The organism is Nostoc sp. (assembly GCF_036916575.1).
GTDB lineage: Bacteria > Cyanobacteriota > Cyanobacteriia > Cyanobacteriales > Nostocaceae > Nostoc.
The window spans coordinates 110836-131701 of the sequence record NZ_JBALGC010000016.1 but is presented as its reverse complement, the minus strand read 5'-3'; the positions used below and the strand labels follow the sequence as shown (position 1 = coordinate 131701).

14 protein-coding genes and 1 pseudogene are annotated in these 20866 nt (G+C 42.0%); 11 read left to right on the top strand and 4 right to left on the bottom strand.

Annotated features, from left to right (window positions below; genetic code table 11):
- Positions 1 to 12 precede the first annotated feature (12 nt).
- Together V7L29_RS35415 and V7L29_RS05445 are read left to right on the top strand one after the other, a co-directional pair.
- Positions 13 to 165, top strand: coding sequence for an NACHT C-terminal helical domain 2-containing protein (locus V7L29_RS35415; protein WP_442944136.1), 153 nt, complete (start codon positions 13 to 15; stop codon positions 163 to 165).
- A gap of 269 nt (positions 166 to 434) precedes the next feature.
- On the top strand, positions 435 to 608 hold the full coding sequence (locus V7L29_RS05445) for a hypothetical protein (protein ID WP_334688542.1): 174 nt from the start codon (positions 435 to 437) through the stop codon (positions 606 to 608).
- Positions 609 to 691: 83 nt separating this feature from the next.
- On the opposite strand, the gene V7L29_RS05440 is transcribed toward V7L29_RS05445, so the two are convergent.
- Both V7L29_RS05440 and V7L29_RS05435 read right to left on the bottom strand, forming a co-directional pair.
- Positions 692 to 4945 (bottom strand): chemotaxis protein CheB, encoded by a 4254-nt coding sequence (locus V7L29_RS05440; RefSeq protein ID WP_334734785.1) that lies wholly within the window; start codon positions 4943 to 4945, stop codon positions 692 to 694.
- 540 nt (positions 4946 to 5485) lie between these two features.
- Complete coding sequence (locus V7L29_RS05435; protein ID WP_334734784.1) at positions 5486 to 6130, bottom strand: class I SAM-dependent methyltransferase; 645 nt, start codon at positions 6128 to 6130, stop codon at positions 5486 to 5488.
- Between the two features lie 138 nt (positions 6131 to 6268).
- Between V7L29_RS05435 and V7L29_RS05430 the strand changes: the two genes are divergently transcribed.
- Positions 6269 to 7927, top strand: a complete 1659-nt coding sequence (locus tag V7L29_RS05430; RefSeq protein ID WP_334734783.1) for an ArnT family glycosyltransferase — start codon at positions 6269 to 6271, stop codon at positions 7925 to 7927.
- A 47-nt stretch (positions 7928 to 7974) separates the two neighbouring features.
- Here the strand turns inward: V7L29_RS05430 and V7L29_RS05425 are convergent, their stop codons facing one another.
- Entirely contained in the window at positions 7975 to 9705 is a 1731-nt protein-coding gene (locus tag V7L29_RS05425) for a hypothetical protein (RefSeq protein ID WP_334734782.1), read from the bottom strand.
- A 104-nt stretch (positions 9706 to 9809) separates the two neighbouring features.
- On the opposite strand from V7L29_RS05425, the gene V7L29_RS05420 reads away from it, so the two are divergent.
- From V7L29_RS05420 to V7L29_RS05385, 8 genes and pseudogenes are all read left to right on the top strand, one after another.
- Complete coding sequence (locus V7L29_RS05420; protein ID WP_334734781.1) at positions 9810 to 10031, top strand: hypothetical protein; 222 nt, start codon at positions 9810 to 9812, stop codon at positions 10029 to 10031.
- Between the two features lie 195 nt (positions 10032 to 10226).
- Positions 10227 to 10694 (top strand): MarR family winged helix-turn-helix transcriptional regulator, encoded by a 468-nt coding sequence (locus V7L29_RS05415; protein WP_334688548.1) that lies wholly within the window; start codon positions 10227 to 10229, stop codon positions 10692 to 10694.
- Between the two features lie 159 nt (positions 10695 to 10853).
- Positions 10854 to 12326, top strand: a complete 1473-nt coding sequence (locus V7L29_RS05410) for an HlyD family secretion protein (RefSeq protein ID WP_334688549.1) — start codon at positions 10854 to 10856, stop codon at positions 12324 to 12326.
- Between the two features lie 274 nt (positions 12327 to 12600).
- Positions 12601 to 13860, top strand: a complete 1260-nt coding sequence (locus V7L29_RS05405; RefSeq protein ID WP_334734780.1) for an MFS transporter — start codon at positions 12601 to 12603, stop codon at positions 13858 to 13860.
- Between the two features lie 75 nt (positions 13861 to 13935).
- Positions 13936 to 15531, top strand: a complete 1596-nt coding sequence (locus V7L29_RS05400) for a DHA2 family efflux MFS transporter permease subunit (protein ID WP_334734779.1) — start codon at positions 13936 to 13938, stop codon at positions 15529 to 15531.
- Positions 15532 to 15579: 48 nt separating this feature from the next.
- Positions 15580 to 16185 (top strand): annotated as a pseudogene (locus V7L29_RS05395) (Uma2 family endonuclease).
- Positions 16186 to 16735: 550 nt separating this feature from the next.
- On the top strand, positions 16736 to 17554 hold the full coding sequence (locus tag V7L29_RS05390) for a hypothetical protein (protein ID WP_334734778.1): 819 nt from the start codon (positions 16736 to 16738) through the stop codon (positions 17552 to 17554).
- A 101-nt stretch (positions 17555 to 17655) separates the two neighbouring features.
- A complete protein-coding gene (locus V7L29_RS05385; RefSeq protein ID WP_334734777.1) occupies positions 17656 to 17925 on the top strand; it encodes a hypothetical protein in 270 nt (89 codons plus the stop codon).
- On the opposite strand, the gene V7L29_RS05380 is transcribed toward V7L29_RS05385, so the two are convergent.
- Positions 17922 to 20534, bottom strand: a complete 2613-nt coding sequence (locus V7L29_RS05380; protein WP_334734791.1) for a chloride channel protein — start codon at positions 20532 to 20534, stop codon at positions 17922 to 17924. The genes V7L29_RS05385 and V7L29_RS05380 overlap by 4 nt on opposite strands.
- Positions 20535 to 20866: the final 332 nt, after the last annotated feature.

Genomic DNA, 20866 nt, shown 5'->3' with positions numbered 1-20866 from the left:
CAACAGCAAGTATTGCAACAATATTACTATGCCAATCAGTTGCTTATTGATTGCCTCAATAGCAACTGTCAGCTAACAGACGTTGTGCGCCAGGATATTCAAGCGAGTTTGTTTTTGCCGATCAAAGAACTTTCCCAGCCAGAATGGCAGGGGGCAGGGAATTAGGGACTGGGGAACACACAAGTATCACCAGCATAGGTTTGAACTCTTTGCTAAAATAACAAATGAGTACGCCGAAATAACAAATGGGTACGTCGAAATAACAAATGGGTACGCCAAAATAACAAATGGGTACGTCGAAATAACAAATGAGTACGTCGAAATAACAAATGGGTACGCCGAAATAACAAATGAGTATACCGAAATAACAAATGAGTGCGCCGAAATAACAAATGAGTACGCTGAAATAACAAATGAGTACGTCGAAATAACAAATGCGTTGGCGAGCATTTACCGCAGGCATGAACCGCCAAGGACGCAAAGGACGCAAAGAGAAGGAAGAAATTCTTAACCCAAGCGTATTGCCAACTAGCTCTCAGCTAAATAGACCACACGGTAGGGGCATAGCAATGCTGTGCCCTTACGACAGATGTGGTTCAAATACATGAAAACTACTGTAAGCACTACTATCAGCTCAACTATAAATTTCTACAATCAGCTTGTATAGTGTAGTTTTAGTAAATAAGATTGCTTACGATCGCCTACTTGTTAAAGATTTTCGGCTCATTCTATCTGTGACTCGTCCACTCAACTTTGCAATCATCAATACCAATTGAGTAAGGTCAATTGGTTTAGCCAGATGCATTTGAAACCCAGCACTAATTGCCAATTGCCGCTCTTGCTCGGTAACATAGGCAGAGATTGCTGCTGCTGGAATTTGTCCCCCCGCAGAGGCATCAAGCTCCCTAACCTGACGAATCAGGGAGAAACCATTTTCTTCTGGCATCCCAATATCTACTAGAAGTACATTATATCTGCCAGGAGATTCAGTTAAAGCAGCGATCGCTTCCCTTGCCGATGTCACGACTACTACTTCAGCCCCGGAGTCTTTTAACATCCACTTGATTAAGTCGCGGCTGTCCGCTTGATCATCTACAGCCAAGATGCACAGCCCTTCAAGGGTAAGGGATGGAATCTTACCATCTAATGTATCCATCTGTGACAAAACGTTCGGCTCTAAATAACTTAGTGCAGTAATCTCCAAGGGCGTTGAGCGCAGAGGCAGCCGCACAGTGATTGTAGTTCCCTGCCCCTCGCCTGGACTCTCTGCTTGAACTGTTCCACCGTGAAGTTCTACAAGGTGACGGACAATAGATAAACCTAACCCAAGCCCTTGAGTGGTTTTGCTGCTGCTGGAATTTCCTTGACGGAAGCGATCAAATACATAGGGCAGTAAGTCTGCCTGGATGCCAATTCCTGTGTCGCTGACTCGGATCTGGGCGTGAGTATATACAGCCTCTAGCGTGATTTCTACTCGCCCACCGGATGGAGTGAATTTAATGGCGTTAGAAAATAAATTCCACAGAACTTGCTGTAAGCGATCCTCATCTCCGATAACCGTTGCAGAGGTCAACCGCGAAACAATTTGAATGGTTTTCGCCTCTGCGGATAATTGGACAGACTTAAGCGCAGCACCCACTACAGAGACGAGATCAATTACATGAGTGTTTAAATGAAGCTTTCCACTCGTAATCCGTGAAACATCCAGCATATCATCAATTAACTGAGCTTGCGCCCTTGCATTCCGCTTCACAACTTCTAAGGCGCGAGTAACTGCTGTTTTATCCAAATCACGGGTGGACAAGAGTTGCGTCCAGCCTAATATAGTATTGAGCGGGTTACGAAGTTCATGGGAGAGGTTCGACAGGAATTCATTTTTGACTCGGTTTGCGGTTTGAGCCTCTTGACGGGCTAACTGCTCCTGTACTAAAAGCTCGGATCGCTCTGCTTCAAACTGCTTGCGTTCGGTAATATCTTCAATCGCCAGCAAAATCATTTGAGCCTCTTCCTGTTGAACAACTTTCCAAGCATTGAGCAGCATAGTTTTCTGCCCAATTTGCTCAAAATAATGTTCTACCTCCAAGTTTTTAATATTAGTATTGTTAGCAAGAATATCTTCTAGAAGCTCTCGTAGTCCGGGCAGGTTCCACTGACCATTCCCTAGTTCAAAAATCAGAGACTGAGTTGTTTTTAATGGTGAAATCTGAAACGTTTCATAGAATGAGCGATTAGCTTTGTTCACCCGCAAATTAGAATTAAGTACGATTAACGGTACTTGTACTGTCTCCACAATCGCTTCGGCGTAATTCCGTGCTGTTTCTAAGGTTGCTGCACTGCGTTTCAGGGCATCAATATCGAGCAAAACCAAAACCACACCATCAATCTGGTTTGCTTTGGTGCGGTAAGGACGGATGCGGAGGTTAAACCAATGTCCGCCTTGGGTTTGGACTTCTAGCTCTTTGATGCTAAGAGTCTCTAGTACCTCCAAAATTAAAGATTCTAAATCGGAAATGTTGAGATTAGCTTTGATCTGGCTCAGGGGTCGCCCGGCATCGGTAGGAACAAAATTGAATAATCGCTGCGCCATCCGCGTAAACTGTCGAATTCGCAAGTCCTTAGTCAACATCAAAATTGGAATATTAATACTGGCAAGCAGATTTGTCAGATCATTGTTGAGTTGGTGTAATTCCAAATTTCGACAGCGAAGTTCTTCATTTGTAATATTAAGTTCTTCGTTGGTTGCTTGAATCTCTTCTTTGATAGTTTCTAGCTCCTCATTGGTACTTTGTAACTCTTCATTACTCGATAGAATTTCTTCATTGGCAATTTTCAGGTCTTGATTGACATCTTGCTGCTCTTGAATTACTGCTTGCACATACTTCTGAGCCGCGAGCCGCTCTAGGTTAGCGGCTGCAAGTTCCTGCCTGAGCCAAATAATCTCTTGCTCTAGTTTTCCCTGCTCTTGGCTTAGGGGATTTACCACACTGAGGTTGCTAGCTGTGGGTAGAGCTTGTTCAAATAGAATTAAAAAGTAAAATTCTTCACTTGGAACTTGGAACGGAATCACCTGAAGATTGACGATTCTTAATTGATCCTTCTCTTTGATGCGTAACCCTGATTTTTTAACTAAAATCTTTTGCTGTTGTGCCTGAAAAATTGCCACTTGTAGCTCTCTGAGCAGGCCCTGGCGCACCATTTTGAATAAGTTGAAATTTGGTTCTCCAGGTACAACTTTCAGGTAGACATCGATTTCTCCTCGAAGTTCCAGCACTTCCATCAAGTCGTTGATTACTACACCCACTGGGGCATAGTTATTCAAGATTACTTGGTCAATTTTTTTCTCTAAGTCAAACCTATCCGATGGATTTGAATTTATCGGCTTCGAGTCGTGCAGTTTTGCGATCGGAAAGTTGCTTTTAGCAAAAGAAAAAATTGTTTGAGTGGTACTTGGCTTCTTTGCATATATTTTATATTTTTTGTCAATCAAACTAAATAAGTCTGAGTACTTACCTGCGCTTTCTGAAGTTCCTAGCAGCAGGAAGCCAGTTGGATTGAGACTGTAATGAAAGATGGGTATTACCCGTTTTTGTAACGTCTCTCCTAAATAAATCAGTATATTCCGACAGCTAATCAAATCTATATTGGAAAAGGGAGGGTCACTACTCAAGTCTTGTCGGGCAAACACACACAGTTCACGCACAGCTTTGCTGATTTGATATTTACCCCCTTCTAAAGGAATAAAAAAGTCGTGTCGTCGTAACGGTGAAACCTCCACCATCTGGTTTTCTTTATAGATACCCGATCTGGCTTTATTGATCGCCATCTCGCTGATGTCCGTCGCAAAAATCTGGATAGACGGATAAATTGTTTTATTTCTCAAAAACTCCAGCAAGCAGATAGCAATTGAGTAGACCTCTTCACCCGTAGAACATCCCACGACCCAAATCCGAACTGGAGCCTCTGCCGATTTATTTTGAGTGATCACAGGAAAGACTCGCTCTTTCAATAGTTCAAAAGCTTTCGGGTCACGGAAAAAATGGGTAACATGGATCAGAATTTCTTCATACAGTGCCTTGATTTCAGCCGAATTCTCTTGAAGATACTGGGCATAATTTTCCAACTGTTCAAAATTGTACAACAGCATCCGTCGCTCGATTCGGCGAGCAACTGTGGTCAGCTTGTAATGACTGAAGTCTACGCCTGTTGTTGAGTACAGCAACCCAAAGATAATCGATAGAGCATGGCTTTGGGAGGAGTCTTCAACCGCTTCGGCGGCAAGCAAAGGAACAACAAACTTCTTGCGGCTTAGTTTTACCAGTTCCTCGGCAATTTTTGCTGGCGGCAGGATGAAGTCTACCTGACCTGTTGCCACAGCGGTATTAGGCATACCGTCGAATTTTGCTGTTTGTTGACATTGAGCAAAAGTCACACCCCCTGCGGCTTTAATTGCTTTGAGTCCTAGTGAACCGTCTCCATCCATCCCAGATAAAACCACTGCGATCGCTTTGTGTTTGCGCTCATCTGCCAATGAACTAAAGAATGCATCAGCAGGCATATATTTTCCGTGAACTTTCTTTCGCGGCGTCAGTTGCAGCACCCCATCAGACAAGATCATCTCGGTGTTTGGCGGAATGATATACACCTGATTCGGTTCTACAGTCATGCCCTTTTCCACTTCACTCACAGGCATGACTGTCATCTTTGCCAGAATCTCGCTCAACTGACTCTTCTGGTTAGGGTTTAAATGCTGAATCAGTACAAATGCCATCCCTGTATCGGCGAGCAAATGCTTGAGTAATTCTGTAAATGCTTCCAATCCCCCTGCCGATGCGGCAATGCCAACGATGGGAAATAAAGCATCTGTCTGATCTTGCTGCTCTACGTCCAACGCTTCAGCAGCCGCAGATTTGGATATAGGTTGTTCAGAAGTTGGATCAGAGGTCATATAATTAAATCTAGAACTGCAACAGTTCGGTATCTAATCAATATCTAAAGTTTATCTTTTAAGTCGGTTTACTTACTAGGTTTGTATTCATAAAAATTTAAGTAGCAACTATTGAACAAGGCTTTTGAGGATGAATTAACCTCTGAAATTTCCGGCAGTTCTCATTAGGGGATTTTCGCCTTAGAGGATGTTTGAAATGTCTTAAAATATACTAAAAACCCCGTTTCCATTCCTCTCCCCGAAAGGTCGAGAGGCTTTGAAACCCTTTTTCCCTTGTCGGGAAGCAGGGTGGTTTCATACGAAAAAAGAAAAATACATAAGTCTTGATTTCTCGTTTTGTGTCTAGGCTTTTTCCCTCACTTCCATTCCTCTCTCCCCGTGGGGGAGAGGCTTTGAAACCCAGTTTTAGTTTTTCTCTGCTTGTATGAAACCACCCTGCTTTTTCCCTTGTCGGGAAGGGGGGCTAGGGGGCTTAAGCCCCAAGTCTTGTTTGAGATAGTAGCTGGATTTACGCCTTTGCTGTACTTGTAACTATTTGGCTTAACTGCGGTAAGCTATGACGGCATAAAACGGGTCTCCTCCAGCTGCACCCAACCACTGGAATAAATTTGGTAATGTTGACTTATGAACTATAACTTCTGCGGTTGTAAATCCTGGAACTGAGGCGAAGTAGGCTTTGACTAATTCCACTCGCTCTACTTCTGAAGCCTCCCGCCAAGCTTGAATCGCCTTTTCAAAAAACATCCGGTTAGAAAAGCTGATAATTGCCACACCACCGGGTTTCAAGATGCGGTACATTTCGGAAAATACTGCTTCTGGATATTGCACATACTGCACAGATACGCAATTGAGGACAGCATCAAAATCTTCATCTGGTAAAGGTAGCTGCGGATTTTCGTTGAGATTTTGCACAAAGTAATGATTTAAGCGGGGATTACGTGCTAGTTCCTCAGCATTGAGTCCGTGTCCCTCCACATGGTCAAACTGCATCTCTTCTGGCAGATGAGACACCCAACTGCTCATCATATCAAAAATGCGGGTGTTGGGTTTGAGGCGATCGCGATATAAATCCGTTAGCTGTCGAATAAATCCTTCATCGACATGGGTGACGAAGCGGGGATAGGCATAGAACAGTTTATCGTCTGTGTCGTCTAATTTCAGGCGTTGGTTTGGTCTTAACTGCATAAATCTCTGTTTGGGATTACTTTTTCCGAAAAATGCGGCAATTTTAGGTATTTTTTCACAATCACTATGTAAGATATTTTAATAACACCAGGACACATAAACTCGTCTAAATAGCAGCATTCAATTTTGAGCAATTCAATGTTCTATAAACTACACTTATTGCAGCATATTTGGCGACAAATCCGTCTAGTCGGATCATTACCCTATTTTAGTTTGTTAGTTTGGATACTGCCTTTATTATTATTTACTTCTGGGCACAATAGTCTGATGGCACATGATGAAGGGCTTTACGCATCGCGTGCACGTCTGATGTTTGATTCTGGTAATTGGATAGATCCTTGGGAAAAAGCACATCATAAAACCCCTGGCCCTTATTGGTTAATTGCTAGTTTCTACAAGCTGTTTGGTATCAGTGATACCAGTGCGCGTCTTCCTAGTATGATTGCTGGTATTTTTAGCTTATGGCTGGTGTATGAAATCGGCAAAATTATGCTGGGCAAAAAATTAGCTTGGCTAGCTGCTGCAATTTTAAGTGTGGAATTTCTCTGGCTGCAATACTGCCGCTTAAGTACACCTGATGTACCAATGATTTTCTTGGTACTTTTAGCTATTTTGTCTTTAATAAAAACGGAATTACATCCTAAATATCGCTATTTTTGGAGTTTTATAGCTGGTTTAAGTTTAGGTTTAGGCTTCTTAGTCAGAAGCTTTATGATTTTTTTGCCAATTATAGCTTTATTCCCTTATTTAATTTGGGAACATCGCCGTCATAATCATCTTACTAACCCAATTTTGTATTTAGGCTTTTTTGTAGGTTTAATACCTACCGGTGTTTGGCTGTGGTTCAGCTGGCTGCACTACGGAAATCAGAGTTTTGAGGAGTTGTTCAAGTTTGTTGTGCGGCAAGGTTCTGAGGATCATTATAATAATGGGCCGCTGTTTTATATATGGAATATCCCTTTAAGAGCATTTCCTTGGGCTTTTTTCGGGATTTTAGGTTTAATTTTGACTCTCCGTCGTCCCATTCCTCGTTACCAGTTAATATTAGTTGGCTTGTCACTTGTCCTATTTTGTGAACTTAGTATTTTTAGCAGTCGTTTCCCTCACTATAGTCTTTGCCTTTATCCGTTCATAGCTTTGTTTGCATCTGTGGGTTTAAACTGGTTAGGTGATATTTACCAGACAGGGATTCCCTCACAATTACCTTTTGAAAAACGTGGAATAAATATATTATCCCTTTTTGCCATCAAGAATCTTCCTCGAAATCTCAGTTATGGCTTTGGTGGGTTAGGTGTTTTACTTGTTATAGCGAGTATTGGCGTTCTTAGTTGGGGTGGTTCTGATATTCGCAAGTATGCAACTATTGGCTTGGCTATGGGCTTGGGTTGGTTAATTTTGCCTGTAGTGTGGATTAGTCGTTACCACTTTGGCAAAAAGTTTCTCACAGCCCCTTACTGGATTGCAGGTTGGTTAATTCCCAGTTGGCTAGCTTTGGCGGTGACAGGTAGCATAGGGCTGTTAAGTGACTATAATCCTGCTTTGAAAGTATTTTTACAACAAAGTGCGATCGCCTCAATTGTCCAATCTCATCCTACCTACTATCTACAAATAGACGCTAAAACCAAAGTACTGTTTAATTTCTATCTTTCTATTCGCCCCCAACCAGTAGTCTCTATTTCCCAAATACCAGCTTTGGGCTATGCTTGGATATATGCTGACCAGTCTCCTAAATTATTTAGACCTCACCGCATTATCGGTACATTTAAAGAGTACCAGTTGATTCAAGTTCTTCCTTAATACCAATGCAAAGCAACTGTTGCTAAAAAGATTAATCTAGTTAGTGTTCAAATCTTAGTTACGACTTTGATACATTCTGTTTTCAGAAGGACTAAATTATCAGTCTCAAAAACTGCACAAGAGTTAATTAATGTAGCTAAGACAGGTACAGCCTTCTGTAACTTTATGTTCGCTTGTTGTGCCGCTGGCTGATATTGTTGTAGCCAAGTGTTTTTAGTTATATATTCTGGGATGAATGCAGAACGTTCTAATAGCCAAAAAGTTACGTGGTATTTTTGAATAAAGTCTTTAATCTGGTTAATATCTTCACTATATTGGGCATTAATAAGGTCAAGCATCCGCTTGCGAAATTGAGCGTAATATTTTGTATGGATCGGTAAAGCATATTCTTTACCCACCAAAATTGTTCTTTGAGCAAAGATAGGTATGTTATCTGCTTCTTCGGAAGTAGAGGCTATGACAATATTTTGCGGTTGCTTTTGCAAAAAATTATATAATGTTGGGACTTTACCTTCTATATAAAGGGTTTTGGGAAAAACTTTTAAGCTGCTAGGGTAGAAAACGAGTCCTGCACCAAGGATCATAATAGTCCCCAAGATTAAAATTTGTCTCCCATTTTGTCTCGACCATCGAAATGTAGCATCTAAAATCAAGGTAATAGAGATTGCTGCTGCAAGAGCAAGTACTATCTTAAAAGTATGATGGGTGTAGCGGCTAGGCCAGTGCAGTTTAAAAGCTAAGGCATGGGCAGTAAAAAACATTATTAAACTAGCTATTACTACCTGTGGTAATAGTTTTACTTCATTCTTTACTTGCTTGGTTAGGATAAAGTGAGACTGGAATTTCAGGATAATTGGTAATAATAAACCAAATAATAATTGAGGAGGTGCAATTAAAGCAAAAAAACCGCTATCTCTACCATCAAACCAATAACTAATAATATTATGATTAAAATAGCTGACTCTTCCTCCACGCCAGTATTCCGGCATAGTTCTTGCAACAGCAGCAGTAATTGTCGGTCCAAATTGTGATGATTGAATGGCATAAGGTAAAATTAGAATACCAGCAATCATCATGCCTGCTACAAATAAAATAAAATCTTTTCGGTTCGGAGAAATAGTTATCTGCCCATTTTTCCAGCGAAATATTCTCATGAATAAAATTAATAAATCAACAAAAGCTATTAAAGGGTATATTAGACATTGGAGTGCAAGCACAATTAATATACCAAATAGAGAAGACCGTATTGAATAATATAGAAAAGCTAAAAATAGGGAATAAATAAAATCTCTAGGAGTCGCAGAAAATAGGTCATCATGTATGCAAAGACTTTGATTTAAAAGTAAAGATGCGATAAACCCTACCATTGGCACTGGTAATATCTGCATACAGACTGCAAAACAATAGCTAGTTGTAATAAGTCCCAGTATTAGTGGAAAAAGTTTGCTAAATAAAGTTGGATCGATATCTAAAGCCACAATTATTTTATAAAGAATATCATATCCAATTGGTGTCACCGACTGAAAATAATCAGCGATTAAATCCCCAGGAAATAAATCTGGGTTAAAGTAACGATACATCCAAGAAATATATTCCCGTGCGTCGTTGCTGACTATATATTTACTACTGAAAGCTTGTCGCAGCCCCATAAGAATATAACCAACAGCAAAAGTTAGACTTAGACTGTACCAAAAGATGACAGTCAATCTAGATTGATTTTGTCTGCTTTTTTGGAGAATAGGTGTTGTTAAAACTTTTTGTAATTGTGGAATTAGCATTGTGCGCGTCCATATCTGAAGAAATCGTGTGAATCAGGAAAATCAAAAGCTTTCTTCAATTTTTCTGATTGTACAATCTTCAAACTCATCCTATCTACTTTATTATGCAAATAGACGCTAAAACCAAAGTACTGTTTAATTTCTATCTTTCTATTCGCCCCCAATCAGTAGTCTTTATTTCCCAAATACCAGCTTTGGGCTATGCTTGGATATATGCTGACCGACAAAGACTCATGATACAAGCCCACGTAAGCTTTACGGCACTGAAGTGGGTAAGCCGCTCAGTGGATCGCCTAAATTTATTTATGGGGATTAAAAATGTTTGAATTTTAAATTTGGAATTTTGAATTCGTAGAGAAGCGACGTGACCAGTCCTCTAAATTATCTAGACCTCACCGCATTATCAGTATATTTAAAGAGTACCAGTTGATTCAAGTTCTTCCCTAAGACAGATGCAAAGGAACTGTTACTAAATAAGATTAATTTAGTAACAATATTACGTATACTAAGTATTTTGTTAAATGGTTTCTACATCTAATCACTTCCCAGCTTTAGAATCGTGGCAACAAAATCTGGCACCATACAATTTGGGCTACAGAATCAAATTAGTCTCACAACTGCTCAGTCGCAAGTTTACTGAGAGACTAGAACCGTTTGGACTTACGCCATTTCACTGGTTGGTGTTGTGCTGTTTGTGGCAAGAAGATGGTTTACCTACTTCTAGTATTGGGGACAAACTCAAACAAGTGGGAGGGACTTTAACAGGCGTATTAGATCGGATGGAAGAACGCGGCTTGGTGCGTCGAGAACGCGACACCCACGATCGCCGCATCTGGCGAATCTGGCTAACGGATGCAGGTAAGGAACTAGAAGCGGTCTTACCGCCTATTGCGGCAACAGTGCGTGATGAAGCAATGGACGGTATTTCCTTCGCTGACCGAGAACTGTTTTCCCAAATCTTGAATCGGGCGATCACTAACCTCTCCTAAAGATGATCCCATAATCACCCGACTGGGGGAGGTGCTGTAAAGATTTATTTTGAGATAATAATACGCATACTAAGGAAAAAGATCTTTTAAGTAAATACTACGCATTCTAAATAAACGACTATCAATCAAATTATTGAACGGGCAAGGGATGTAACAATCATGGGTACTAATACTTTGAACGGACGCAACGGACACAAAACCCCAGTTTTAGAAAAACAATTGATTACTAATTCAGAGACTTTAGAAGCTGTGACTACAGAAACATCCGCAACAACAGAAGCGCCTGTTGTAACTCCTGAGACAGACAAAGAAGTTCCAGCCAAACCGAAGCGGAAAAAACCGACTGGTTTAATTTTGGCAGGATTAGGCGTGGGTGCGATCGCCGCAGGTACTTTTGGTCTTCACTACTGGCAATACGCCTCCACCCACCAGCAAACAGACAACGCCACAGTTGAGGGAAACATTCACCAAGTTAGTAGCCGCATTCCCGGAACAATAAGTCAGGTGCTTGTGAATGATAACCAACTGGTGCAACCGGGACAATTGTTAGTCAAGTTAGATCCACGGGACTATGAAAGTAATGTACAACAGGCACAAGCAGCCCTAGAAAATGCGCGTGGTCAAGCGCAAGCCGCCCAAGCAAATATTGCCTTAACTTCACAAACTACCACTGGTAAGACAAGTCAAGCGCAGGGCGATGTCAGCGGTGCGGTAGCAGCAATTTCTACAGCCCAAGCAGCAGTACAAGAAGCCCAAGCCGGGATACCAGCGGCGCAAGCTGAAGTCAGACTAGCTCAAGCGGGGATTCCCGCCGCGCAAGCGCAGGTAGCGCAAGCAAATGCGAATTTGGAAAATGCCCAAGCAGATTACAATCGTTACAACCAGTTGTACAAAACAGGGGCGATCGCTCGTCAGCAGCTAGACACAGCCAAGGCAGCTTATGATGTGGCTACGGCACAAAAAAATGCCGCGATTCAGGGAGTAGAACAAGCTCAAGCCAAGTTAGCCTCTGCCAAAGTTGGCGTCGCCAAAGCCCAGTCTCAGCTAGCACAGGCGCAAGAAAATGTCACCAACGCCCAAGCTAAATTGGCAGCATCCAAAGGAGGATTGCAACAAGCTACTGCCGGTGGACAAGATACAACAGTAAAACGTAGTCAATACGAAGCGGCAAAAGCTGCGATCGCCCAATCAGAAGCATCGCTCAAAGACGCACAATTACAACTATCGTATACCAATGTTACTGCTCCCAGTGCTGGACGAGTCGGGAAGAAAAACGTGGAAATTGGCAACCGAGTTGCAACCGGAACACCATTAATGGCGATCGTGGATAACAACTATTGGGTAGTTGCGAACTTCAAAGAAACTCAATTAGAAAAGATGCGCCCAGGAGAGCCAGTAGAAATCAAGCTGGATACTTTCCCTCATCACACCTTTATTGGTCGTGTTGACAGTATTTCGCCAGCTTCCGGTGCTCAGTTTGCCTTATTGCCACCGGATAATGCTACAGGTAACTTTACTAAAGTTGTCCAACGCATCCCCGTCAAAATAGTTTTTGACCAAAAGAGCATTCAAGGATACGAATCGCGGATTACTCCGGGAATGTCTGCGGAAATTGCGGTGGAAGTCAAGTAATATCATGTCCACTAAATTACCCATAATAAAAGAACCCCAACCCCAACCCCTAAGAGCTCTTCGGGAGGGGAGACAAAGCATAACTTTGGCTCTTTGGGGTTCTCTGGGTTTAATAAGTAATCAAACGAGAAACGATATAATACCAAATTGCCTGTAAACAGATGAAAAACCTCTTTCTTGCTATGACATTCTCCTACATCTAAAGACAGGCCTATAGAGACAGGTGAGGCGAGATAATATTTGTGAGAGCAGATTGGTATAAAACAAACCTTAGATGAAAAAATCGCTACTACCTGCATTAAGGTCAAAAAACTACCAGCTGTTTTTTGCCGGACAAGGTATTTCCCTAATTGGGACGTGGATGACACAACTGGCGACGATTTGGCTAGTTTATAACTTAACAAACTCCCCATTAATGCTAGGAGTTGTGGGATTTTCGAGTCAAATTCCTAGCTTTTTTTTAGCTCCCTTTGGTGGAGTATTTGTAGACCGCTTTTCTCGGTATCGTACCTTAATTAGTACGCAAGTCTTAGCGATGATTCAATCGTTAACCTTAGCAGTACTGGCGCTGACTGATGTGATTCAGGTATGGCATATCATCGCCTTGAGTTTGTTTCAAGGATTTATTAACGCCTTAGATGCGCCAGCACGCCAAGCATTTGTACCAGAATTGGTTGAACGCAGAGAAGATTTAGCCAATGCGATCGCCATCAACTCCACGATGATCAACGGTGCGCGATTAATTGGCCCTGCGATCGGGGGTTTATTAATTGCTCGCGTTGGAACTGGCTATTGTTTTTTAATAGATGGTTTGAGCTACATTGCTGTAATCGCCGCTTTATTGGCAATGAAAGTTAAACCTTGGAAAAATTCGGTAATTAACGGTAATCCCTTGCAAAAAGTCAAAGAGGGATTTGTATATGCCTTTAGCTTTCCACCTATTCGTTCCATCTTATTGCTATCAGCTTTAGTTAGTCTTATGGGACTGCAAAACACTATTCTCGTCCCAGTTATTGCCGAACAAGTTCTCAAAGGGGGTGCAGAAAGTTTGGGTTTTTTGATGGCGGCATCTGGAGTTGGAGCCTTAACTGGTGGTATTTATCTAGCTACCCGCCAAACAATCTTGGGAATTGGGAAATTGATTGCTTTAGCTCCGGCAATTTTAGGAATTGATCTAATTGCCTTTTCTTTGTCACGATTTTTACCACTTTCTTTATTTACAATGTTATTCGTTGGCTTAGGAACAATTCTCCAAATTGCTGCTAGCAACACATTTTTACAAACAATTGTTGAGGACGACAAACGCGGGCGATTGATGAGCTTATACAGAATGTCATTTTTGGGAATGATTCCCGTGGGTAATTTATTAGGAGGTGTATTAGCAAGTCATATTGGTGCTCCCAACACTTTAATTATTGATGGGATAGTTTGTATTCTAGGGTCAATTATTTTTAGTAGACAGTTGCCTGCTTTAAGGCAAATAATGCGTCCAATTTATGAGCAAAAGGGCATCTTAATAAGTAATAAAGTTTAAGATAAAAAATCGCCAATAAATAGTATAAAATTTAATAATAATTTTGTTACTTCACCTTGGAACTGGAACAACACTATGGCTAATACAGGTGTAATTCGTCAGCAAGGGCAAAATCCTGCTGTACCACCAGAACGTGTACCGCTAAAAACCTGGATTGGTGTATTAGCCAGTATGCTTGGTGCATTTATGGCGGTATTGGATATTCAAATAACTAATGCTTCGCTGCAAGATATTCAAGCAAGTTTAGCAGCAACTCTCGAAGAAGGTTCTTGGATTTCTACGGCGTATCTCGTAGCCGAAATTGTGGTAATTCCTTTAACAGGATGGTTATCACGAGTATTTTCTTTGCAACGTTATTTATTAGTCAATACTACACTATTTATCTTCTTTTCTATTTGCTGTGGTTGGGCATGGGATCTTAATTCCATGATTTTCTTTCGCGCCTTACAAGGTTTTAGTGGAGGAGTATTAATTCCCACCGCTATGACAGTTGTTTTAACGACTTTACCTCAATCTAAGCAATCAATTGGGCTAGCTGCATTTGGATTTAGTGCAGTTTTTGCACCCTCAATTGGCCCGACATTAGGAGGTTGGTTAACAGAAAATTTTGGTTGGGAATACAACTTTTATATAAATGTAATTCCAGGAGCATTAATGCTGGCTGGCGTTTGGTATGGAATTAAGCAAGAAGAACCCCAAATTAATTTACTGAAACAAGGTGACTGGTGGGGAATTATTGCAATGGCTATTGGGTTAGGTTCCCTACAAGTTGTTTTAGAAGAAGGTAGCCGTAAAGATTGGTTTGGTTCCGCGTTGATTGTGCGCTTAACTGTAATAGCAGTAATTTTTTTGGCAGTCTTTTTCTATATTGAATTAACTCGGAAGCAACCATTTATTAATTTACGGCTTGTGCTTAGGCGGAACTTTGGTTTAGCCAGTATTGTCAATGTGTCACTGGGAGTAGGATTGTATGGATCAATTTATATTTTACCGCTGTATCTTGCCCAAATTCAAAAATACAATGCGCTGCAAATTGGTGAAGTATTAATTTGGGCTGGTATTCCCCAACTATTTATTATTCCCCTCATACCCAGATTGATGAAACGCATTGATGTGCGATTAATGGTGGCTGTTGGTGTGACTTTGTTTTCCATCAGTGCATTTATGAACTCCGGAATGACTAATGAAACAGGATTAGATCAGTTACGCTGGTCGCAATTTATCCGGGCAATGGGACAACCCTTAATTATGGTACCGCTGAGTTCTATCGCAACTGCTGGTTTGAGTCCGAAAGAAGCAGGTTCGGCAAGTGGTTTATTTAATATGATGCGGAATCTGGGTGGTTCTATCGGAATTGCTTCTTTAGCAACTTTATTAACAAGTAGAGAGCAATTTCACTCAAATAGATTGGGTGATGGAGTATCTTTATATAACCCAGAAACTCAACAGCGAATTGACCAAATGACACAGTACTTTATTAGTCGCGGAGCAGATTTGAGTACAGCACAAAATGAAGCGATCGCATCTATATCCAACATCGTCCGCCGGGAAGCGTTTGTGATGGCTTTTAACGATTGTTTCTACTTTATTGGCATTGCATTGTTACTTAGTGGACTTGCTATTTTATTCCTCAAAAAGGTGAAGGCAACTGGTAGCGCTGTCGCTCATTAAATTTGTTGTATCGGTTACAATGTTTGATAAAACTACTAAGGTACTAAAATGGTCATTAGCCAAAGTGAGTACTATATCTCCCCTGAAGAATATCTAGAAGGTGAGAAAGTAAGTGAAATAAAACACGAGTATATTGATGGGCAAGTCTAGGCAATAGCAGGGGCAAGTGATGCTCATGTCACTGTCGTATGAAACTTGTTTGTCTTGCTGCAAAACCATCTCCGGGGTAGTGGTTGCCGTGTCTATATGTTAGATATGAAAGCACAAATTGATGTCATAAATCGCTATTTCTATCCTGATGCAATGGTGACTTGTGATCCACGAGATAGAGAATCTGAGTATTTTAAGTCCTATCCTTGCTTAATTATCGAAGTGCTTTCTGAGTCAAGCGAAGGCTATGACAGAGGAAAGAAATTTGCTAATTACCGACACTTAGAATCACTGCAAGAATATGTGCTAATTTCATCAGACAGAATGAGTGTGGAATGCTTCCGCCGCAATCAGGAAGGACATTGGGTACTTTACCCTTATGAAAAAGAACAAGAAGTACATTTAGCTAGCGTTGATTTTCATTGTGCGATGCCTGCGGCGGGCTACGCCTACGCAGCTATATATGAAGATGTGGTACTTGGAGGTGGTGGCAATAAAAATTAATCCTGCCAGAGATGTAAGCGATAAGAGTATAATCAATAGTACATCCAAAGCAGACCACCACGAAGCTTGAGTTACAGAATATTAAGTTAAGTATCCAGACCCCAAACTCCTCTGGCTAAATTCGTTAACATCTCTTGACGCTTCTCTATAGCTGTTGAATCCCAAATATCAGAGTCTGCCATGATTTTTTCTTTTAGCAAATCATCCTGCTAGACTTATTGATTATCATTCTTATGCAGATTTATTTCCACTCAAAGATGTATTGACAAAATTCACTCATCTTTAACTTGTTCCAAATGAACTGGGAGTAGGTTTATCTGTTTGTTAACCCAAAAGTTTGTCATGACTTAATTTTGGGACAGTAGCTCAATCGGGATGAACTATCAGTAGAGAGCCAGCACTCAAAATATCGTGTCAAATTCGGTGTCAATCACTGATAGTATAGATGCGGAAATATTTTTATCCTAGAAGCAAAGCCTCTCTTAGGCGGGCTACGCCTACGCAAAATCCTGGAGTCCTCGACGGAGGCGGGAAAAACTGAGGAATTTTTATGAAGTTAAATGTACATTTACGATATAGCACTTATGTCCTCAAACTAGTTACAATCGCTCTGGTAGTGGCGATCGCTTTTATAGTCACACTCTCCTTTGCCAACAAAGGAGAAGCTGTCAAGGGAGTAATATGTAACAAATCTACCAATAATGTGATTGCCAATCAAGCTAGGCAGATAGTCGATGAACTGCGCCTTGAGTTGGCTGGGGTAGAGAATCAGATCCGCAACCATCCCTATCTAACGGCTCTAGAAAAAGGACAAGTGTCCCAAGAAAACCTCAAAGCTTTTGCGGGAGAGGAATACAACATAGTTAAGAGCGATATTCGCAGCGATAGCCTTTTGGTGCAGCGCTTTGGTGGGACTCGTAACGGGAAATTCTTTCGAGATATTCTCTCTGGCGAGGTTCAATCCCTCAATTTGTTATTAGATTTTGCCAAAGCCTTCAACCTCAAAGAAGATGACCTGAAAAAGTACGAACCATTACCGGGGGCGCAAGCATATCCCGCCTATGTAGTCTCCCTTGCTCTATACGGTTCGGAGGCTGAAGTCGCAGCCGCCTTTTTATTCAACTTCTCTATATTCGGTGAAAATACTGCAAGGATGAGTGCTGCACTCCAAAAACAATATCATCTCACTCCTAAAGATACGGCATTTTTCGATTTCTTTGCCAGTCCTGTACCGAACTTTGAATGTGATTCTTTAACTGTAATTGAAACAGGCTTAAAGCATGGTGCAGAACCGCTCTTAATCAAGCGTGCAGCGCGGTTGCTGCAAGCCTATGAGAAGTTATTCTGGGATACAGTTGCGCTCTTGTGATGAGCAGATGCAGGAGTTTAAAGCACTGGCTATCCGCAACAAACACATTAGAGTACTCCAAGTAAAAAAGTGCCCAATTGTCATTGCGGGAGCAAAGCGGAATGAAGCAATCGCAATATCTTGGGATTGCTTCTCTTCTCCTGTGGTCGTCGCTCTTGCTAGCTTGCTTCCACGAAGTGGTACGCTACACTTCGTTGCGTACCCTACGGGAAGGCTTTGCCTACGCAATGACAGGTTTTGGATCATTTATTTCTTGGAATACTCTTATCAAAAATTACTTGAATGTCAGTATTTTAGAGAAACTTACTCCTGTGCTCTATATAATGTCCCGAAAAGGTTTTCAGCCAACATTCTTAATAAAAGCAGATTAATTAACTTCTCCAATAGCAGATGCTGCACGTACCAAAATCACAGTTTGGTTGTTATTGCGGCAGATAGTTGCTGGGATATTACCATGCATTACTTGTTGCAACATTCCCTCACGAGAAGCTCCCAAAATAATCACATCACTGTGGTTGCGTCTAGCACAATCCAAGACGGCTTCTGACACAGAATTTGCATAGACTGGAGCAATTGTTACTAAACCATTGAGCCGTTGTTTGAGAAAATCAGCAGCTTTTTTGAGAGTTTTTGTATCCGCTTCGGCTTTATTTGGTTCAAACACTTGACATAAGTTGACTACTGGAGTTTTACTCAGTGAAGTCAGTGCTGGGAGCAATTGAATTGCCTGTTGAGCATTGGGGCCACCCGCTATCGGCACTAACCAGCGTTCCAACTGGGTTTGCTTATTCAGCTTGACTAACACCACATCACAGGCTGCTTGCCGGATAACCGTATCTACTACCCGACTGAAGACCCTTCCTGGTGTGGCTGTACTACCTTTCCAACCCATCAGCATGAAATTAATATGACGGTCTTGGATAGTTTGCAAAATTGCTTCTGACAAGTCGTGAGCAACTCGAATTTGGGTATGTACTGGGATATGCCATGTCCGTCCCAAACGTATTCCTTGTCGCAGTGGGCCCATAGCTGCTTTGATATTCACTTGGGTTTCTGCAAGAATCTTGTGCCGGGGGACAACAATAATATGCAGACATTCTATTTCATAATGGCGATCGCGGGCAATTGCTATAGCCATCTCCAACAGCATACCTGCTGTTTTTGGGTTACTCAATGGCACCAGTAACCTTCCCTGTCCAGTTTCTGGCGCACTGGTACGATAAATCACGCGGGATGGTTCGGGTTTAGAACCTATGAAATCTTCGGAACCATTGAAATAGGCAGCTTCCACCCGAATAATATCACTACGGGTAATGATACCTACCAAGCGGTTTCCTTGCACAACTGGTAAACAGTTAATCTTGTAACGGTTGAGCAAGTGCAGCACATAGGCAAGGGTATCACCAGGAGAGGTAGTTACTGGTTCTGGAGTCATCACTTGGGCGACAGTGGAATGCTCACTTAAGCCTGCTCGGGAGAGATTTGTGATATCTTGTTGGGTTAAGATTCCCACCAATTTACCCTTTTCCAATACTGGAAAGTGGCGGTGGGAGGATTGAGAAAATGCCTGCAATGCCTCATCCCAGCTCATCCGACTCCCCAGAGTTTCCACACTTGGTTGCATGACATTGGCTGCGGTTAGTTGCGTCCAAGGTGCTTGGGGATTAGTTTCTTTTGGCAAATGAATGCCTTTGAATTCTAATAGATGGTCGTATAGTGACCCCGTTTCTAGGGCTTCTGCCACCAAATAAGCAGTTACCGAAACAATCATCAACGGTAACACTAAATTAAAGTCAGTTGTCATCTCAAACACGATGATCACTGCCGTAATTGGGACTCGCGCCACACCACAGAAAAATGCCCCCATCCCTACTCGTGCATAGGTTGTCGCCAAACTCACACCGAGAAAGTGGTGTTCTAAGGTTCCTACCAAATAACCCAAAGCTGCTCCCAGTCCTAGTGTGGGAACCAGCAATCCAGCAGGCGCACCAGAAGCGTAGGTAAACAGGATAAGTAGGAACTGAAGAAAGAAAACTAGCGCCACTAATTGCCAGTTTGCTTCACCTGTCAGCAACAGTTCCCGTAATCCAGCGTTGTCCCGAAATAATGAGGGAAGGCTAGCAAATACCAATCCCGTCACTAATCCAGCCAGTCCCATCCGCCAAGGTAAGCTGATTTTGAGAAAGCGACGACTTAAACCTAAACTGGCGAGAACTCCGCGATTGAACAGTACGCCCCCGACTCCTGCCAAAATTCCCAACAGCAGGTAAAAGGGAATTTCCGACACATAAAAGCTGGTATTGACAGCCGCTAGATCCAGATTTAAATCTAAACTATGGGTGTCACAAATACGGGCAACAACAGAACCAATAAATGAAGCGAGGATTGCCGTTCCCAAGGTGATGTCAGAGACATCTTGCAAAAGTTCTTCGACAACAAATAATACCCCAGCAATCGGGGCATTAAAGGCCGCCGCCAGTCCCGCCCCGGCTCCAGCTGCAATCAGTTGGCGACGGTGTTCAGGGGAGGTGGGAAACCAGCGACTAAACTGATTAGCTAAGGCTGCACCAATTTGCACTGTAGGCCCTTCCCGCCCCAAGGGTATCCCAGATGCTAGCACCAGCGTTGCACCGAGCAATTTTACCAAAGCTATTCTCAAGTTCAGGGGCATGGGCACCTTTGCCAGCACCGCTTTTACTTCCGACATCCCACTACCAGCAGCTTCCGGGGCGATGCGCTCCACCAACCAGCCTGCGAGAAATCCGCCCACTAATCCAATTATCGGCAGTGCCAACAAAGCAGGAAACTGATGGGATATTTGCTGTCGCCACCCACCTAACAATCCCACGCCTTGCCCTAACAAGACAGCAGCCAATCCAGAGACTAAACCAATCAGACAAGCTTGCACCATTGCAAGGCGTTTAGTGGGCAAAAGCTTATGGGAGATGCGCTTCCACAAAATCTGCCCCATGCGTGTCATGTTGATTTTAAACTTGACAACCAATTGGCTACTCATTGAATTCAACCACTTTAATAATCATAAGAATAAGTTACTAGTGGGCGATCGCTTCAATTCCAGAGATTTTGCTGGTGCTAATGTTGACACCGTAGTTGGAGTCTCAGAGGATTGCTAGGGCAATTAGTGATAGTTAAACCAATAATCTACAGAAAATCCCATGACGGCAGCTATTAGTAATAATAAATATAATTCTTTTCACTCAACGTTATCAGCTGAGTTTTCAGTCAAGTTGGATTGAGATAAATTTGAGTTGACATCAACAGTGTGATGTCTCATAGAATACCTGCAACTTT

What these genes read in the sequence shown, in the direction of transcription:
- V7L29_RS05445 (WP_334688542.1), top strand. Translation starts at nt 435, where the DNA reads ATGCGTTGGCGAGCATTTACCGCAGGCATGAACCGCCAAGGACGCAAA.
- V7L29_RS05440 (WP_334734785.1), bottom strand. Translation starts at nt 4,945, where the DNA reads ATGACCTCTGATCCAACTTCTGAACAACCTATATCCAAATCTGCGGCT.
- V7L29_RS05435 (WP_334734784.1), bottom strand. Translation starts at nt 6,130, where the DNA reads ATGCAGTTAAGACCAAACCAACGCCTGAAATTAGACGACACAGACGAT.
- V7L29_RS05430 (WP_334734783.1), top strand. Translation starts at nt 6,269, where the DNA reads ATGTTCTATAAACTACACTTATTGCAGCATATTTGGCGACAAATCCGT.
- V7L29_RS05425 (WP_334734782.1), bottom strand. Translation starts at nt 9,705, where the DNA reads ATGCTAATTCCACAATTACAAAAAGTTTTAACAACACCTATTCTCCAA.
- V7L29_RS05420 (WP_334734781.1), top strand. Translation starts at nt 9,810, where the DNA reads ATGCAAATAGACGCTAAAACCAAAGTACTGTTTAATTTCTATCTTTCT.
- V7L29_RS05415 (WP_334688548.1), top strand. Translation starts at nt 10,227, where the DNA reads ATGGTTTCTACATCTAATCACTTCCCAGCTTTAGAATCGTGGCAACAA.
- V7L29_RS05410 (WP_334688549.1), top strand. Translation starts at nt 10,854, where the DNA reads ATGGGTACTAATACTTTGAACGGACGCAACGGACACAAAACCCCAGTT.
- V7L29_RS05405 (WP_334734780.1), top strand. Translation starts at nt 12,601, where the DNA reads ATGAAAAAATCGCTACTACCTGCATTAAGGTCAAAAAACTACCAGCTG.
- V7L29_RS05400 (WP_334734779.1), top strand. Translation starts at nt 13,936, where the DNA reads ATGGCTAATACAGGTGTAATTCGTCAGCAAGGGCAAAATCCTGCTGTA.
- V7L29_RS05390 (WP_334734778.1), top strand. Translation starts at nt 16,736, where the DNA reads ATGAAGTTAAATGTACATTTACGATATAGCACTTATGTCCTCAAACTA.
- V7L29_RS05385 (WP_334734777.1), top strand. Translation starts at nt 17,656, where the DNA reads ATGAAGCAATCGCAATATCTTGGGATTGCTTCTCTTCTCCTGTGGTCG.
- V7L29_RS05380 (WP_334734791.1), bottom strand. Translation starts at nt 20,534, where the DNA reads ATGACACGCATGGGGCAGATTTTGTGGAAGCGCATCTCCCATAAGCTT.